This is a genomic window from Pseudoflavonifractor capillosus, from assembly GCF_016902575.1.
Lineage (GTDB): Bacteria > Bacillota > Clostridia > Oscillospirales > Oscillospiraceae > Enterenecus > Enterenecus capillosus_A.
In genome coordinates this window covers 1-16,217 of sequence record NZ_JACSNZ010000044.1, presented here as the reverse complement: position 1 = coordinate 16,217, position 16,217 = coordinate 1, and the positions used below count along the sequence as shown (strand labels likewise).

The 16,217-nt window shown below is 58.8% G+C and carries 16 protein-coding genes and 1 tRNA gene; 5 read left to right on the top strand and 12 right to left on the bottom strand.

The window, feature by feature from the left end; translation table 11 throughout:
- Nucleotides 1–163: 163 nt before the first annotated feature.
- The 5 genes from eno to H9X86_RS10195 all read right to left on the bottom strand — a co-directional run bounded on the left by eno (nt 164) and on the right by H9X86_RS10195 (nt 5,913).
- Nucleotides 164–1,465, bottom strand: coding sequence for a phosphopyruvate hydratase (eno, locus tag H9X86_RS10215; protein WP_204901425.1), 1,302 nt, complete (start codon nt 1,463–1,465; stop codon nt 164–166).
- Nucleotides 1,466–1,556: 91 nt separating this feature from the next.
- Entirely contained in the window at nt 1,557–3,080 is a 1,524-nt protein-coding gene (gene gpmI, locus H9X86_RS10210) for a 2,3-bisphosphoglycerate-independent phosphoglycerate mutase (protein WP_204901424.1), read from the bottom strand.
- A 188-nt stretch (nt 3,081–3,268) separates the two neighbouring features.
- Entirely contained in the window at nt 3,269–4,045 is a 777-nt protein-coding gene (gene tpiA, locus H9X86_RS10205) for a triose-phosphate isomerase (protein WP_087232630.1), read from the bottom strand.
- A gap of 79 nt (nt 4,046–4,124) precedes the next feature.
- Nucleotides 4,125–5,318 carry a phosphoglycerate kinase gene (locus tag H9X86_RS10200; RefSeq protein ID WP_204901423.1) on the bottom strand — a complete coding sequence of 398 codons (1,194 nt, stop codon included), beginning with the start codon at nt 5,316–5,318 and terminating at the stop codon, nt 4,125–4,127.
- 106 nt (nt 5,319–5,424) lie between these two features.
- Entirely contained in the window at nt 5,425–5,913 is a 489-nt protein-coding gene (locus tag H9X86_RS10195; protein WP_204901422.1) for a tRNA (cytidine(34)-2'-O)-methyltransferase, read from the bottom strand.
- A gap of 333 nt (nt 5,914–6,246) precedes the next feature.
- Between H9X86_RS10195 and H9X86_RS10190 the strand changes: the two genes are divergently transcribed.
- The 4 genes from H9X86_RS10190 (at nt 6,247) to H9X86_RS12760 (ending at nt 9,596) form a co-directional block, all read left to right on the top strand.
- Nucleotides 6,247–6,747 carry a DUF4358 domain-containing protein gene (locus H9X86_RS10190; protein ID WP_204901421.1) on the top strand — a complete coding sequence of 167 codons (501 nt, stop codon included), beginning with the start codon at nt 6,247–6,249 and terminating at the stop codon, nt 6,745–6,747.
- Nucleotides 6,748–6,889: 142 nt separating this feature from the next.
- Complete coding sequence (locus H9X86_RS10185; protein WP_204901426.1) at nt 6,890–8,290, top strand: MBOAT family O-acyltransferase; 1,401 nt, start codon at nt 6,890–6,892, stop codon at nt 8,288–8,290.
- A gap of 16 nt (nt 8,291–8,306) precedes the next feature.
- Complete coding sequence (locus H9X86_RS10180; protein WP_204901420.1) at nt 8,307–9,422, top strand: DHHW family protein; 1,116 nt, start codon at nt 8,307–8,309, stop codon at nt 9,420–9,422.
- 51 nt (nt 9,423–9,473) lie between these two features.
- Nucleotides 9,474–9,596, top strand: coding sequence for a hypothetical protein (locus H9X86_RS12760; protein WP_275962583.1), 123 nt, complete (start codon nt 9,474–9,476; stop codon nt 9,594–9,596).
- 73 nt (nt 9,597–9,669) lie between these two features.
- Here the strand turns inward: H9X86_RS12760 and H9X86_RS10175 are convergent, their stop codons facing one another.
- From H9X86_RS10175 to ymfI, 6 genes are all read right to left on the bottom strand, one after another.
- Complete coding sequence (locus tag H9X86_RS10175; protein ID WP_204901419.1) at nt 9,670–10,371, bottom strand: ABC transporter ATP-binding protein; 702 nt, start codon at nt 10,369–10,371, stop codon at nt 9,670–9,672.
- Nucleotides 10,372–10,376: 5 nt separating this feature from the next.
- Nucleotides 10,377–11,198 carry an ABC transporter ATP-binding protein gene (locus H9X86_RS10170; RefSeq protein WP_243416920.1) on the bottom strand — a complete coding sequence of 274 codons (822 nt, stop codon included), beginning with the start codon at nt 11,196–11,198 and terminating at the stop codon, nt 10,377–10,379.
- Nucleotides 11,199–11,220: 22 nt separating this feature from the next.
- Nucleotides 11,221–12,300: a branched-chain amino acid ABC transporter permease gene (locus H9X86_RS10165; protein WP_087369844.1), complete on the bottom strand. Its 1,080-nt coding sequence runs from the start codon at nt 12,298–12,300 to the stop codon at nt 11,221–11,223.
- A gap of 10 nt (nt 12,301–12,310) precedes the next feature.
- A complete protein-coding gene (locus H9X86_RS10160) occupies nt 12,311–13,231 on the bottom strand; it encodes a branched-chain amino acid ABC transporter permease (protein WP_204901417.1) in 921 nt (306 codons plus the stop codon).
- A 142-nt stretch (nt 13,232–13,373) separates the two neighbouring features.
- Nucleotides 13,374–14,543 (bottom strand): ABC transporter substrate-binding protein, encoded by a 1,170-nt coding sequence (locus H9X86_RS10155; protein ID WP_204901416.1) that lies wholly within the window; start codon nt 14,541–14,543, stop codon nt 13,374–13,376.
- Nucleotides 14,544–14,700: 157 nt separating this feature from the next.
- Complete coding sequence (gene ymfI / locus H9X86_RS10150; protein ID WP_204901415.1) at nt 14,701–15,432, bottom strand: elongation factor P 5-aminopentanone reductase; 732 nt, start codon at nt 15,430–15,432, stop codon at nt 14,701–14,703.
- Nucleotides 15,433–15,533: 101 nt separating this feature from the next.
- On the opposite strand from ymfI, the gene H9X86_RS10145 reads away from it, so the two are divergent.
- Nucleotides 15,534–15,610, top strand: a tRNA-Val gene (locus tag H9X86_RS10145).
- A 164-nt stretch (nt 15,611–15,774) separates the two neighbouring features.
- Here the strand turns inward: H9X86_RS10145 and H9X86_RS10140 are convergent.
- Nucleotides 15,775–16,217: tyrosine-type recombinase/integrase (locus H9X86_RS10140; RefSeq protein ID WP_204901414.1), on the bottom strand; the 443-nt coding region annotated here is incomplete at its 5' end.

The window sequence follows — 16,217 nt, the reverse complement described above, 5'->3', positions numbered from 1 at the left end:
GTGGCCTTGGGTCGCCCTTTGACCCAAGGATGCATGCAGCGGGCTGCATCTCCTCGAAAAAATGCTTGCATTTTTGAGAAGCGTGTCGAACTTTTTCGACACGCTAAAGCCCCTGGCTCTCGTGTGAGAGTCAGGGGCTTGTTTGTCATTGAAGTATGACCGATTAGCGCAGGTTGAAGAAAGCGTCGCGGCCCAGGTACTGAGCGGCATCGCCCAGCTCCTCCTCGATGCGGAGCAGCTGATTGTACTTGGCAACACGGTCGGTGCGGCTGGGAGCGCCGGTCTTGATCTGGCCAGCGTTGAGAGCCACGGAGATGTCAGCGATGGTGGTGTCCTCGGTCTCGCCGGAGCGGTGAGAGACGACGGCGGTGTAGCCAGCGCGGTTGGCCATCTGGATGGCGTCCAGGGTCTCGGTCAGGGTGCCGATCTGGTTGACCTTGATCAGGATGGCGTTGGCAACCTTCTTCTCAATGCCGGTGGACAGACGGGACACGTTGGTCACGAACAGGTCGTCGCCAACCAGCTGCACGCGGTCGCCGATGGCCTTGGTGAGCATGCCCCAGCCTTCCCAGTCGTTCTCGCCCATGCCGTCCTCCAGGGAGATGATGGGGTAGTTGTCGGCGAACTTCTTCCACATGTTGACCATCTGCTGCTTGGTCATGGTCTTCTTGGCCTTGGGCAGGTCGTAGCAGCCGGTCTCCTCGTTGTACCACTCGGACACAGCGGCGTCGATGGCGATCATGAAGTCCTCGCCGGGCTTGTAGCCGGCCTTCTCGATGGCCTGCACGATGACCTTCAGAGCGTCCTCGTCCTTCTTCAGGTTGGGAGCGTAGCCGCCCTCGTCACCCACGCCAGCGGCGGGAGTGCCATTCTCCTTCAGAACGGTCTTCAGGGTGTGGAACACCTCGGCGCAGCGGCGCAGAGCCTCACGGAAGGAGGGAGCGGACACGGGCATGATCATGAACTCCTGGATGTCCACGTTGTTGGTGGCGTGAGCGCCGCCGTTGAGGATGTTCATCATGGGCATGGGCAGGATCTTAGCGTTCACGCCGCCGATGTAGTTGTACAGGCTCATGCCCAGGGACTCGGCAGCGGCCTTAGCGCAAGCCAGAGAAGCGCCCAGGATGGCGTTGGCGCCCAGACGGGTCTTGTTGGGGGTGCCGTCCAGCTCGATCATGGTCTTATCAATGGCGGGCTGATCCAGAACGTTCATGCCGATCAGAGCCTCAGCGATCTCGGTGTTGACGTTGGCAACAGCCTTCTCAACGCCCTTGCCCATGTAGCGGCTCTTGTCGCCGTCACGCAGCTCGCAGGCCTCGTAGATACCGGTGGAAGCGCCGGAGGGCACAGCAGCACGGCCCACGGTGCCGTCGTCCAGGGTCACCTCAACCTCAACGGTGGGGTTGCCGCGGGAGTCCAGAATTTCGCGAGCGACGACGTCAACGATTTCGATCATGTTTTTCATGGGAATCAATCTCCTTTCAAATCGTAGAGAATGTTATCTTCAGGTGGGCAGGCGGGATGCCTGCCCACCGGATAACCACAATCAGTGGTGCTTAGTGGACGATCAGGGTCTCACCAGTCATCTCAGCGGGCTTCTCAAGGCCCATGAGATCCAGCATGGTGGGAGCCAGATCGGCCAGACGGCCGTCACGCAGCTTCACGTCCGCACCCACCAGGCAGCAGGGCACCAGGTTGGTGGTGTGAGCGGTGAAGGGAGAGCCGTCCTCGGCCAGCATGTGCTCGGCATTGCCGTGGTCGGCGGTGATGATGGACACGCCGCCCATGGCAGCGGTGGCAGCCACAACCTTGCCCACGCCCTCGTCCACGGCCTCGGCGGCCTTCACAGCGGCGTCAAACACGCCGGTGTGGCCCACCATGTCGCAGTTGGCGTAGTTGAGGATGATGACATCATACTTGCCGCTCTCGATGCGCTTGACGCACTCCTCGGTGACCTGGGCAGCGCTCATCTCAGGCTGCAGGTCGTAGGTGGCAACCTTGGGGGAGGGGATCAGGCAGCGATCCTCGCCGGGGAAGGTCTGCTCCACACCACCGTTGAAGAAGAAGGTGACATGGGCGTACTTCTCGGTCTCGGCAATGCGCAGCTGGGTGCGGCCCATGCGGGAGATATACTCGCCGAAGATGTTGGACAGCTTCTCACGAGGATAGGCCACAGTCACGTTGGGCATGGTGGAGTCATACTCGGTGGTGCACACATACTGCACGTGGAAGAAGCCCTTCTTGCGCTCAAAGCCGGTGAACTCGGGGTCCACGAAGCTGCGGGTGATCTCACGAGCACGGTCGGGACGGTAGTTGTAGAAGATGATGGAGTCGCCCTCGCCGATCTCAGCGCCCTTGGTGCACACCACGGGCTCCATGAACTCGTCGGTGACACCCTTATCATAGGACTCCTGAACAGCCTGGGCGGCATCGGCACAGAAGGGAGCCTCGCCGTAGACCATGGCCTGGTAGGCACGCTCCACACGCTCCCAGCGGTTGTCACGGTCCATGGCGTAGAAACGGCCCTGGACAGTGGCGATCTGGCCCACGCCCAGCTCGGCCATCTTGGCCTGGAGCTGCTCCACGTAGCTCTTGCCGGAGGAGGGGGGCACGTCACGGCCGTCCAGGAAGCAGTGGACGTAAACACGGGTCAGGCCACGCTCCTTGGCCATCTTCAGCAGAGCGAAGAGGTGGGTGATGTGGGAGTGCACGCCGCCGTCGCTGAGCAGGCCGTACAGGTGCAGGGCAGTGCCCTTCTCCTTGCAGGCGTCCATGGCGGAGACGTAAGCGGGATTCTGGAAGAAGGTACCCTTCTCGATGTCCAGAGAGATGCGGGGCAGGTCCTGGAACACCACACGGCCTGCGCCGATGTTGGTGTGGCCCACCTCACTGTTGCCCATCTGGCCGTCAGGCAGACCCACGTCCAGGCCGGAGGCGGACAGGCGGCAGCAGGGGTTCTCAGCCAGGATCTTGTCCAGGTTGGGAGTCTTGGCAGCGGCAATGGCGTTGTCACCGGGCTTGCACTGGCAAGCGGGCAGGCCGTAGCCGTCCATAATGATGAGAGTAGTAGGAGTCTTCATTACTTATGCCTCACAATATCAAAGTGTTTGGCTATGCGCCTATCCGCACGCTTCTTGTTGTCACGTTCGGATTGGACGCATGGCCGGGCCCCTAAGTCCGACGACTCCGGGCAAACCCAGAACGGAAGGTACACCGTTCTTGGGCTTTGCCCATCCGCTCTGTCCTTAGCGGCCCTATGCGTCTATCCTTACGCTTCCTGATTGGCAGCGTTGATGATAGCCATGAAGTCATCGGGCTTCAGGGCAGCGCCGCCGATGAGACCGCCGTCGATGTCAGGCTGAGCCAGCAGCTCAGCGGCATTCTTGGCGTTCATGGAGCCACCGTACTGGATGGTGACGGCACGGGCCACACGGGCGCCGTACAGCTTGCGGATCACGCCACGGATGTGGGAGCACACAGCGCCAGCCTGCTCAGCGGTGGCAGTCTTGCCGGTGCCGATGGCCCAGATGGGCTCATAGGCGATGACCACACGGCGCACCTGGCTCTCGGTCAGGCCAGCCAGAGCGATCTTCACCTGGTAGGTGATCAGCTCCTCGGTGACGTCCAGCTCACGCTGCTCCAGGCTCTCGCCCACGCACACGATGGGACGCAGACCGGCCTCCAGAGCGGCGTGAACCTTCTTGTTCACGGTCAGGTCGGTCTCGTTGTAGTACTGACGGCGCTCGGAGTGGCCGATGATGACGTACTTGGCGCCCACTTCCTTGAGCATCTCCACGGTGACCTCGCCGGTGAAAGCACCGGAGGCCTCGTAGTGGCAGTTCTCACCGCCGATGGCCAGGCGGGTGTCCTTGAACAGCTTCACGGCGCCGGGGATGTTCACAGCGGGAACACACAGCACCACTTCGCACCACTTGTGCTTGCCCAGCTGGGGCTTGATGGCCTCGGCGTAGGCACGGGTCTCGGACAGGGTCTTGTTCATCTTCCAGTTGCCGGCGATGATGGTCTTACGATACTTCAGATTCATAAGAATGTCGTCCTTTCTGTATAACTGCGGAGGGGTGAGGGGTTCACCCCTCCGCAAATGAGATGAGTGGATAGGAAAATTACTTGTCCAAGAGGCAAGCCACGCCGGGCAGCTCCTTGCCTTCCAGGAACTCCAGGGAAGCGCCGCCGCCGGTGGAGATGTGGGTCATCTTGTCAGCGAAGCCCAGCTGAGCCACAGCAGCAGCGGAGTCGCCGCCGCCCACGATGGTGATGGCGTTGGTCTCAGCCAGAGCCTTGGCCAGAGCGCGGGTGCCCTCAGCGTAAGCGGGGAACTCGAACACGCCCATGGGGCCGTTCCAGATCACGGTGCCGGCGTCCTTCACAGCGTCAGCAAACAGCTCGATGGTCTTGGGGCCGATGTCCATGCCCATACGGTCGTCGGGAATGGCCATGGTCTCCACCAGCTGGGGCTCAGCGTCGGCGGAGAACTCAGCAGCGCACAGAGTGTCCACGGGGAGCAGGAACTTCACGCCCTTCTCCTTGGCCTTAGCCATCATCTCGTTGCAGTAGTCCAGGCGATCCTCTTCCAGCAGGGAGGTACCAACGGTGCCGCCCATGGCCTTGATGAAGGTGTAAGCCATGCCGCCGCCGATGATGATGGTGTCAGCGATGTCCAGCAGGTTGTTGATCACGCCGATCTTGGAAGAGACCTTGGCGCCGCCCAGGATGGCAACCAGGGGACGCTTGGGGTTGGCCAGAGCGCCGCCCATGATCTCCAGCTCCTTCTCGATCAGGAAGCCGGACACGGCGGGCAGGTAAGCGGCCACACCGGCGGTGGAGGCGTGAGCACGGTGCACGGTGCCGAAAGCGTCGGACACATAGACCTCAGCCATATCAGCCAGAGCCTTAGCGAACTCAGGATCGTTCTTCTCCTCACGGATGTCAAAGCGCAGGTTCTCCAGCAGCATGATCTGACCGGGCTGGAGAGCAGCGGCCTTGGCCTTGGCGTCCTCGCCGATGGTGTCGTTGGCGAAGATGACCTCGCAGCCCAGCAGCTCGCTCAGACGCTTGGCAACGGGAGCCAGGGTCAGAGACTCCTTGCGCTCGCCCTTGGGCTTGCCCAGGTGAGAGCAGGCGATGACAGCAGCGCCCTGCTCCAGCAGGTACTTCAGAGTGGGCAGAGCAGCCACGATACGCTTGTCGTCAGTGATGGCACCGGTGGCCTTGTCCTGGGGGACGTTGAAGTCGCAGCGGCACAGCACCTTTTTGCCCTTTACATCCAGATCCTTGACAGTCTTTTTGTTGTAGTTCATGTTCAGGCTCCTTTCAAAGTAACAGGGAAATATATTACCTTATGGTATATATAATTGGGGTGCAGGGTGGAACCACCCTGCGTTTCGCAAACCCATTGCGAACAAATCAGGCATCCTCAGCCATACAGCCTGTCCCAGACAGGCCGGGAAAACCTTGCTGCTTCAAGGCCTCGTATGTGAGAATGGCCACCGAATTGGACAAATTCAGGCTTCTCGCATCCTCCCGCATGGGGATGCGGATGCAGCGGTCCCGGTATTTTTCCCGCAGCCACTGGGGGAGTCCGGCGGTCTCCTTTCCGAAAAACAGCCAGCAGCCGTCGGAAAAGGACACATCGGAGTAGTCCCGAGGGGCTTTGGTGGTGGCCAGCCACAGTTCAGGCTGGGGATGTTGGGAGAAAAAGTCGTCCAAATCTTTATAAACCGTCAGTTCCACCATGGGCCAGTAATCCAGCCCTGCCCGGCGCACCGCCTTTTCACTGATGTCGAACCCCAAAGGCTCGATCAGATGCAAATGGCAGCGAGTGGCCGCACAAGTGCGGGCGATATTCCCGCAATTCTGTGGGATTTCAGGTTCGACTAAAACAATATTGACCATAATCTCCTCCTTCGACCATGGACATTATATTCGTTTTTGAAGCAAATGACAAGAGAAAAAATAGGATAAATGGCAAAAAAAATAACTTTTTTTCGGACGAAAGAAAAAACTATGTATTTCGCATAAAATAGCGGATTTTTTAACAATGTAAATTTTATCAATTTATATATTTCCAACAAAAAACGGGATTTTACATTGTATAGGATTATGGCAGAAAATGGGATAGAAAAAATTTGTGAACTTGAGGGAACTTTTTTTGCCCTCCTGCGTCCAAGGATATAGCAGGGCACGAGAGGCCCTGACAGCCAAAAAACATACAAGGAGAACTGTAAAATGATGAAGAAGATTCTGACTTTGGCCATGGCTGCTGCTCTGGCTCTGTCCATGGTGGCCTGCGGCAACAGCGCTGCCAAGCCCACTGCCACTCCCAAGCCCGTGGATCTGGCTGCCTTTGGCGAGACCTACGTCACTGAGCAGACCATGCCCCCCATGCTGGACACCGAGCAGGACATGGGCAAGCAGATCCTGGACATGAACTATGCTGGTCTAAGCGAGATGGATCTGGAGAAGTGCCTGCCCTATGTGTCCATGATGAGCGTGAACAACAGTGAGATGGTGCTGGTGCAGACCAAGAATGCCGGCGATGTGGCCAAGGTCAAGGAGATCTTCCAGGCCCGCATTGACAACATGCTCAACGGCGGCACCTTCTACCCTGAGACCATTGAGATCTGGCAGAACAACGCCGAGATCGTGGAGAACGGCAACTATGTGGCCCTGGTGGTGAGCACCGACAAGGACGCCATCGTGGAGGCCTTCAACGGACTGTTCGCCTAAAAAATTTCCGGTGAACGGCCCTCTGGAGCCCTCACATTTTGAGCAATAGGCAGAATTTTTGCCAGGCCCGCACGGGGTGTTGCATTTGGCAGCACCCCGTGTTACCTTATAAAGAGCGATTTTGTCAACTGAGGTGACTGCCGTGGTATTCTCTACCCCTTACTTTTTGTTCTTATATCTGCCCATGGTGCTGCTTTTGTACTATATCTCTCCTTTGAAGTGGAGAAATCTGGTACTGATGGTGGTAAACCTGATTTTTTACGGCTGGGGCGAGCCGGTGTATATCATCATCATGCTGGTCAACATCACCGCCAACTATGTATTTGGCCTGGTGGTGACCCGATACAAACAAAGGGAAAACCAGCGGGGGGCCAAGATTGCTGTGGCTCTTTCCGTGGTGTTCAACCTGGCTTTGCTGGGCTTTTTCAAGTACTGGGACTTCATTGCCGGGTCTCTGGCCAGTCTGGGGCTGGACGTGATGCCCCAGCTGGGGCTGGAGCTGCCCATCGGCATCTCCTTCTATACCTTCCAGACCATGAGCTATACCATTGACGTGTACCGGGGGGACTCCCGGGTGCAGAAGAACATCATCACCTTCGGCACCTTCGTCACCTTGTTTCCACAGCTCATTGCCGGGCCTATTCTCCAGTATAAGGACTTGGATGCCCAGCTGGAGCAGCGGGACCACACCGTGGAGCGGTTTGCCCTGGGTGTGCAGCGGTTTTGCGTGGGTCTGGCCAAAAAGGTGCTGCTGGCCAACAACCTGGGCAAGCTGTGGGACGTGTATCTGGCCACACCGGGGGCGGAGCTGACCACCCTGGGAGCATGGCTGGGCATTGTTGCCTTCTCTCTCCAGCTGTACTTTGACTTCTCCGGTTATTCGGACATGGCCATCGGCCTGGGTCGGATGCTGGGCTTTGAGTTTATGGAGAACTTCAACTATCCCTATATCTCTAAATCCGCCACCGAGTTCTGGCGGCGGTGGCACATTTCCCTGGGCAACTGGTTCCGGGATTATCTGTATATCCCCCTGGGGGGCAGCCGGGTGGGCAAGGCTCGCCTGGTGTTCAACACCCTGGTGGTGTGGGCTGCCACCGGCATCTGGCACGGAGCCAGCTGGAACTTCCTCATCTGGGGCCTGTACTATTTCGTCTTCATCATGCTGGAAAAGCTGTGGCTGGGCAAGTATCTGAACAAAGCCCCCGCCGTGCTGACCCACCTCTACGGTGTCTTCGTGGTGGTGGTGGGCTGGGCCATCTTCGCTGTGGAGGACTTCGGTGCCCTGGGCCTCTACCTCAAGGCCATGTTTGGCATGGGGGCGGGGCTGGTGAACAGCTCGGCGGTGTATTATCTCTTCAACTATCTGCCCATGCTGGTCATTGCCTGTGTGGCAGCCACTCCCTTGGCGGCCAAGGTGTGGCACAAGATTCCCGCCAAGGTGTGGAAGCCGCTGCTGCCGGTGCTGGTGTGTCTGGCCCTGGTGGTGGCCACCGCCTACCTGGTGGATGGCACCTACAATCCCTTCCTCTATTTCCGATTCTGACCGGAGGTGAACCGTTTTGACCAAAAATTATGCCACTTTTATCACCGCTCTCTTCTGCGTGTTCATCTTTGGCTTTGGCGGGGCGCTGCTCATTCTCCCCGACCGGGACTTTTCAGAGCAGGAAAACCGATACCTGTCCAAGTTTGTCCCCCCCACCCTGTCCACCTTGAAGTCGGGGGAGTTTATGGAGGGCTTTGAGAAGTATGTCATCGACCAGTTCCCTCTGCGGGACAGCTGGATTCAGCTCAAGGCCTGGAGTGAGCGTCTGGCGGGCAAACAGGAGAACAACGGGGTGTACCTGGGTACCGACGGAGACACCCTCTTTGCCCAGTACACCAAACCCGCTGGGGACGATCTGGCCCGCCGGGTGAACTATATCAATCAGCTGGAGGCCAATGTGGAAGTACCCGTGTACTTCGCCCTCATCCCCGACAAAAGCTATGTGTGGGCAGACCGCCTGCCCAACCGTGCCCCTCTGGTGGACGACGGCTCCACCATCCAGGCGGCCATGGAGGCCACCGGGGAAGATGTGACCTACATCGACCTGCGGGACAAACTGTCCGGAGATGACGTGTTCTACCGCACCGACCACCACTGGAGTCTGTTCGGTGCCTTCCAGGGTTATCAGGCTTTGACCCAGGCCATGGGGGTGGACACCGTGACCCCCGACGGGGAGCCTAAGCTGGTCAGTGATGCCTTCTACGGCACCACCTACTCCTCCAGCGGAGCGGGTTGGGTGAAACCCGACGAGATGTATACCTGGGTCAATCCTGAGGGCATCACCGTCACCGCCTACCCCAAGGGGCAGCCAGAGCCTGGGGTGATGTACGACGAGAGCTTTTTGGAAAAGAAGGACAAGTACTCCATGAACCTGGGGGGCAACAAGCCTTTGGCTGTGTTGGAAAATCCCCAGGCAGAGGGTGGCAAGCTGCTGGTGATCCGGGACTCCTACACCGACACTCTGGCTCCCTTCCTGGCTCAGAGCTATCAGGAGGTGCACCTGTTTGATGTGCGCTATAATCTCAACTCTGTGAAAGAGTATGTGGCAGAGCATGATATTGACCAAGTGTTGGTGCTGTACTCGGTGTCCAATTTCTCCACGGAGTCCAATCTCTTTGTCATGAGCCGATAAAACCTCATACAATCGTCTGACGCACAGTCCGCCACTTTGGACTGTGCGTCAGTGTGTACCCAGGACGGTACCCTCACCAACCTCTATACCCTCCTGGAGGAGTACGGGGTGAAGCCGGTGGACGGCATTGTGGTGGAGCAGGACCGGGAGCACTACGCCATTGGCTATCCCTAGGATAACTGTGAACCTAAAGAAAAACGACGATGCAGACCAGAGATGGGTCTGCATCGTCGTTTTGTCTTATTCGTTAGCCGCCTAAGTAGGCCTTTTTTACCGACTCGTCGTTGAGCAGCTGCTGTCCGGTGCCGGTGGAGACGATTTTGCCCGTCTCCAGCACGTAGCCCCGGTCTGCCACGGACAAGGCCATCTGGGCATTTTGTTCCACCAGCAAAATGGTGGTGCCCGCCTTGTGAAGGCTGCGGATGATATCGAAAATCTGCTCCACCAGAATGGGGGCCAGGCCCATGGAGGGCTCGTCCAGCATCAGCAGCTTGGGGTTGGACATGAGGGCACGGCCCATGGCCAGCATCTGCTGCTCGCCGCCGGACAGAGTGCCCGCCACCTGACGGCGGCGTTCGCTGAGCCGGGGGAACAGCTCATAGGCCCGCTCAATGCCGGCAGCCACAGCGGATTTAGGCTGGGTGTAGGCGCCCATCTCCAGGTTCTCCTCCACGCTCATCTGGAGGAACACCCGACGGCCTTCAGGCACCTGGGCCAGACCTTTGCCCACCAGCTTGTGGGCGGGCTGACCCATGATGTTCTCCCCCATGAACTCGATGGAGCCGGTGCGGGAGTGGAGCAGGCCGGAAATGGTCTGCAAGGTGGTGGTTTTACCTGCGCCGTTGGCACCGATGAGGGTGACCACCTCGCCGGGGTGTACCTCAAAGGAGATGTCCTTAATGGCGTGGATGGCGCCGTAATAGACGTTGATGTTGTTGACTTTCAGCATGGCCCTCAGCCCTCCTTCTGCTTGCCCAGATAGGCCTCGATGACCACCGGGTTGTTTTGAATCTCCTCGGCGGTGCCCTTGGCGATGATCTGGCCGAAGTTGAGCACGCAGATACCCTCGCAGATGCCCATGACCAGGTTCATGTCGTGCTCAATGAGCATGATGGCGATGTGGAAGGTGTCCCGGATCTTCACGATGTTCTCCATCAATTCCACGGTCTCGGAGGGGTTCATGCCTGCCGCCGGCTCGTCCAGCAGCAGCAGGGAGGGGTTGGTGGCCAAGGCCCGGACAATTTCCAGCCGCCGCTGGGCGCCGTAGGGCAGGGAGCCTGCCTTGTGGTTTGCCAAGTCCTGCATGTCGAAGATGGACAGCAGCTCCATGGCACTCTCATGGGCCATTTTCTCCTGCTTCCAGTAGCTGGGCAGGCGGAGAATGCTGGACATGGCGTTGTATCGGGTGTGGTTGTGCAGGCCGATCTTCACATTGTCCTCCACGGACAGGTTGTTGAACAGCCGGATGTTCTGGAAGGTGCGGGCAATGCCCATGCGGTTGACCTGGGCGGGAGTTTTCCCGGCGGTGTCCATACCATCCACCAGGATGGTGCCCCGGGTGGGGTGGTAGACCTTGGTGAGCAGGTTGAACACGGTGGTTTTACCGGCGCCGTTGGGGCCAATGAGGCCCGCAATTTCGGTGCGGCCCACGGTGATGTTGAAGTCCTTCACCGCCGCCAGACCGCCGAAGTCGATGCCCAAGTGGCTGCACTCCAGAATGGGAGACTTGTACAGGTCACGCTCAGGGATGATGGAGTGGCTGGGGACGGGGACCATTTTTCCTTTTTCAAATACCTTTTTAGCCATTGACGGCGGCCCCCTTTCTTCTCTTGGGAATCACACGGCTCAGAGCCGCCTTGAAGCGTTCGTTGTTGGTGGCCAGCATCACCAGGATGAGGACCACGGCGTAGGCCAACATGCGGTAGTCGGAGAATTCACGCAGGGCCTCGGGCAGGACGTACAGCACCACGGTGGCGATGATGGAGCCCCAGATGTTGCCCAGACCGCCCAGCACCACGTACACCAGCACCAGGATGGAGGTATTGAAGTCGAACTGGTCGGCGCTGACGCTGGAGTAGTTCAGGCCGAACAGCGCGCCGGCCGCACCCGCCAGGGCGGCCGAGGTGACAAAGGCGATGAGCTTATACTTGGTGACGTTGATGCCCACGCTCTCGGCGGCGATGCGGTTGTCCCGGATGGCCATGACCGCCCGTCCGGTGCGGCTGCGCACCAGGTTGAGCACGATGATGAGGGTGATCATCACCAGCACAAATCCGGCGGTAAAGGTGGCAATGCGGTGGTTACCGGCGGCACCCTGGGCGCCCTTGATGATCTGAATGGCACCTTCCTCCAGGTGCAGGCTGTCCATGGTCTTGGTGCCGTCGATGTTCAGGGCGATGTGGAGCCCGTTTTCATCCCAGCCCACCAGCAAGCAGTTGATGATACCCTTGATGATCTCGCCGAAGGCCAGGGTGACAATGGCCAGGTAGTCGCCCCGGAGACGCAGCACCGGGATACCCACCACAAAGCCCACCACAGCGGCCAGAATGGCGCCAACCACCAGAGCCAGCACCAGCCGGACCAGCTCGTTGGGCACAGAGCTCTGGAGGCTCATGGACACGATGACGCCGGAGAAAGCGCCCACGCTCATAAAGCCCGCGTGGCCCAGAGACAGCTCGCCCAGAATGCCCACGGTGAGGTTCAGCGACACCGCCATGCAGATGTAGCAGCAGATGGGCACCAGCATACCGGTCATGGAGCGGGTGAGCATTCCAGCGGACTGGAGCAGGGTCACGATCACAAAGGCAGCGATGACGCCCAGATAGGTGGCGTAGTCCACCTTGGTAATGGTTTTCATGTTTTTGAAGTAGTTTTTCATATCCGCCACCTCACACTTTCTCAGGCACGTACTTGCCCAGCAGGCCGGAGGGCTTCACCAGCAGCACCACGATGAGCACGGCGAAGAGGATGGCGTTGGACAGCTGGGTGGAGATGTACGCCTGGGCCATGGACTCGATGATGCCCAACAGGATACCGCCCAGGAAGGCTCCGGGGATGGAGCCGATGCCGCCGAACACGGCGGCGGTAAAGGCCTTGATGCCGGGCATGGAGCCGGTGGTGGGCAGCAGCACCGGGGAGTAGGAGCACAGCAGCACCCCGGCGATGGCGGCCAGAGCCGAGCCGATGGCAAAGGTCATGGAGATGGTGCGGTTGACGTGGATGCCCATGAGCTGAGCCGCGCCCTTGTCCTCCGAGCAGGCCCGCATGGCTTTACCCATCTTGCTGCGGTTGGTAAACAGGGTCAGACACACCATGATGACGATACAGGCGACTACGGTGAGCAGAGCCACATAGGAGATGCGCAGCTGGCCGCCGAACAAGGTCAGCTGTCCGCTGATGACGGGGGTGAAGTTCTTGGGGTTGGCTCCAAAGAGCAGCTGGGCGGCGTTTTGCAAAAAGTAGCTGACGCCGATGGCGGTGATGAGCACCGCCAGGCTCCCCGCCTCCCGCAGAGGGCGATAGGCCAGGCCCTCAATGACAATGCCTAGCACCGTGCACACGGCCATGGCCAGCAGCACGCACACCAGCGTGGACAGTCCGGCAGCCACCGCCGAGGGAGAATCCCCCAACAGGGAGCCGCTGGCATAGGTCATGGAGTAGAAGGCCACATAGCCGCCTACCATGATGACGTCGCCGTGGGCGAAGTTGAGCATCTTGGCGATGCCATACACCATGGTATAGCCCAGGGCGATGATGGCGTAGATGCTGCCCAGACTGATACCGGTGATCAGGTATGATAGAAATTCCATAAGCTCTCGATCCTCTCTTTTTCTCCTCTATTCCAGGAGCCAGAACGGAAGGGGTTCCGTGCCGGCTTCTGGGATAGAAATACAGAGTGGCTGCCGGAGCCCGGCAGCCTGCCCTGTGTTTTATTCGGATTGGATGGTTGCGTCAGGGAGTGACGTAGGTGCCGTCCTTGATGATGACGGCGGCGGGGTCCTTGGACACGGCGCCGTTGTCGTCCCAAGTCATCTCAGACCCGGCGCTGGTCAGACCCACCACAGACAGATCGCCCATGGCCTGGATGAGGCCGTCGCAGATCTCCTCGTTGGACATGTCGGGGGTGACACCGGAGGCCTTAATGGCTTCGTAGAGGATGTACACGGCGTCATAGGCGTCGGCGGCGAACTGGTTGGGGGTCTCGCCGTTGTGGCGCTCTTTGTATTCGTTCACGAAGTTCTGGGTGGCCTCGTCCTGGGCGTCGGCGGAGAAGGGAGTCAGCAGATACACGCCCTCAGCCAGAGAGGCATCGAAGCCGTCAGCGGTCAGAATGCCGTCCATGCCGTCCACACCGAAGAAGGTGGGGGCGTAGCCCATGGCGTTGGCCTGGGTCAGAATGACGGAGGCGGGGGTGTAGTAGATGGGCAGGAACAGCAGGTCGGCTCCGGCGGATTGAGCGCCGGTGAGCTGGACGTTGAAGTCGGTCTGGCTGGAGCTGTCGAAGGTGCCCTCATACACCACGTCCATGCCGCGGGTCTTGGCCTCAGCGGCGAAGGTGTCCCGGATACCCTGGGAATAGGGATCGTCGTTCTTATAGATAATAGCGATCTTGGCCCCGTCAAAGTGCTCGTCAATGTACTGAGCGGAGCGGCTGCCCTGGTTGGAGTCGGTGAAGCACACCTGATAGGTGTTGTCGTTGCCCTCAATGACGTCGTCACCAGAGGCGGAGGGGGTGAGGGTAAACACCCGGTCCTCATTGGACAGAGGAGACACGGACAGGGCGGGCTTGGAGGTGACAGTGCCCACCAGCATCTGCATGCCCTTGTCCATCAGCTGGTTGTAGGCGTTCACCGAGGTCTCGGGGTCGTTGACGTCGTCGGCGGAGATGAGCTGGAACTGGATGTCACCGCCCAGGGCGTTGATTTCATCCACAGCAATCTGAGCGGCGTTGACCACGTTGGTACCGTAAATGGCGGCGTCTCCGGTGAGGGGGCCCACCACACCCACGGTGAACACGTTGGAGTCGCTGCTGCCTGTATTGTCCTTGTTGCCGCAGCCGGCCAGCATACCCATACACATGGCGCCTGCCATGAGCATCGCTGCAATCTGCTTCTTTTTCATTGTAACAACCTCCCATTTTACCGATTTAATACGTTGCAAGCATCGGTAAGATTGTTGACAATTATAGACCTGCCGGGTAAAGTTGTCAACCTAAAAAATACACAATGACCGTCCGCCTGGGACGGTCATTGTGTTGCATAGTGACGGACACTTGGCTTTAGACCACCAATCCACCGTTGGGAGCCAGCACCTGACCGGTGACAAAGGAGGCACCGTCGGAGGCCAAAAACAGTGCGCAGGCGGCGCACTCCTGGGGGGTTCCAATGCGCCCCAAGGGGGTTTCGTCGGCCAGAACGGCCATGTCCTCGGGGGACAAATGGGCGTTCATCTCTGTGTCGATGACCCCAGGTGCGATGCAGTTGACCCGAATGTTTGAGGGGCCAACCTCCTGTGCCAGCGCCTTAGTGTAGGCAATGATGGCACCTTTTGTGGCGGAATAGGCCACCTCGCAGGAGGCGCCCACCTGTCCCCACATGGAGGATACGGTGATGATGCACCCCTCTTTGCGGTGGATCATGTGGGGCAGCACCGCTTGGCAGCAAAAGTGCATACCATCTACGTTGACGCCAAACAGCCTGCGCCAGTTTTCTTGGTCAATATCACTGATAAGTCCCACATGGGACAGGCCAGAGCAACAAATCAAAATGTCAAGTTGACAAAAACTTTCTAACACATTGTCAACCATCTCTTTGGCCTGTTTGGGGTCGGACAGGTCAGCGTACAGCTCCAGTACGGGCACGGATAGCGCAGACAGCTCCTGAGCCAGGGCGTGGAGCTTTTCTTTGTTCTGGTGACCATGAAGAGCCACGCCGTACCCTGCCTGGGCAAAGGCCCGGGCAGTGGCAGCGCCGATGCCGCCGGAGGCCCCGGTGATCAGGGCGTATTTCATACCATCACCTCATGTGAGAAATAAAAAAATTATATCATGAAAAAAAGGTGTTGACAAGAAGGGGGGGATTATGTATAATAGCGTTTGTCCGTGAGAGAAATGGACGATTAGCTCAGCTGGTATGAGCACCTGCTTGACGTGCAGGGGGTCACAGGTTCGAGTCCTGTATCGTCCACCATAAAAACCGCTGTTTTCGAGAGAAAACAGCGGTTTTTCTTTACTTTTTCGAGGTATTCACAGGGCGAGCCCTGACCGCATATCAGGTTTGACCACAGTTTAGCCACAAAACAGAGTAAAAGCTGCCCTCCAGAAGTGTTCCTTCCGGAGGGCAGTTATCTTCTCTTAGACGGCTGGTTTCTTAGCTTTGAGGAGGGCCAGTTCCTGTTTCATCTCTGCGATCAGCGTTGCCAGCTTTTCTTCACACTCCACTTCTGTGGGAGCATAGACGTTCCGGGCCATGCGCTTGCCGTTGACCTTGGGGGAGTAGCGTCCCTCCCAGAGGTGGTCGTTGATCTGGCTCACACAGCCGGTTCCCGGCTTGCGGTATTTGCCTTTCACCGCCTGGAAGGGGGTGGCTGTGGCTGGCCTGTTGGGCTTTGGATTGAGGGGCGGCTCCACCCCGGCAATGCCCCGGTCGATGCGGTCAGCGGCTCTCTGGCGCATTTCATCGCTGACATGGGCGTAGACGTTCAGTGTCGTGGCGCTGGACACATGGCCGATGATGGCGGATAAGGTCTTGATGTCCATGCCATGCTCCAGGGCGTTGGTGGCGAAGGTGTGGCGGA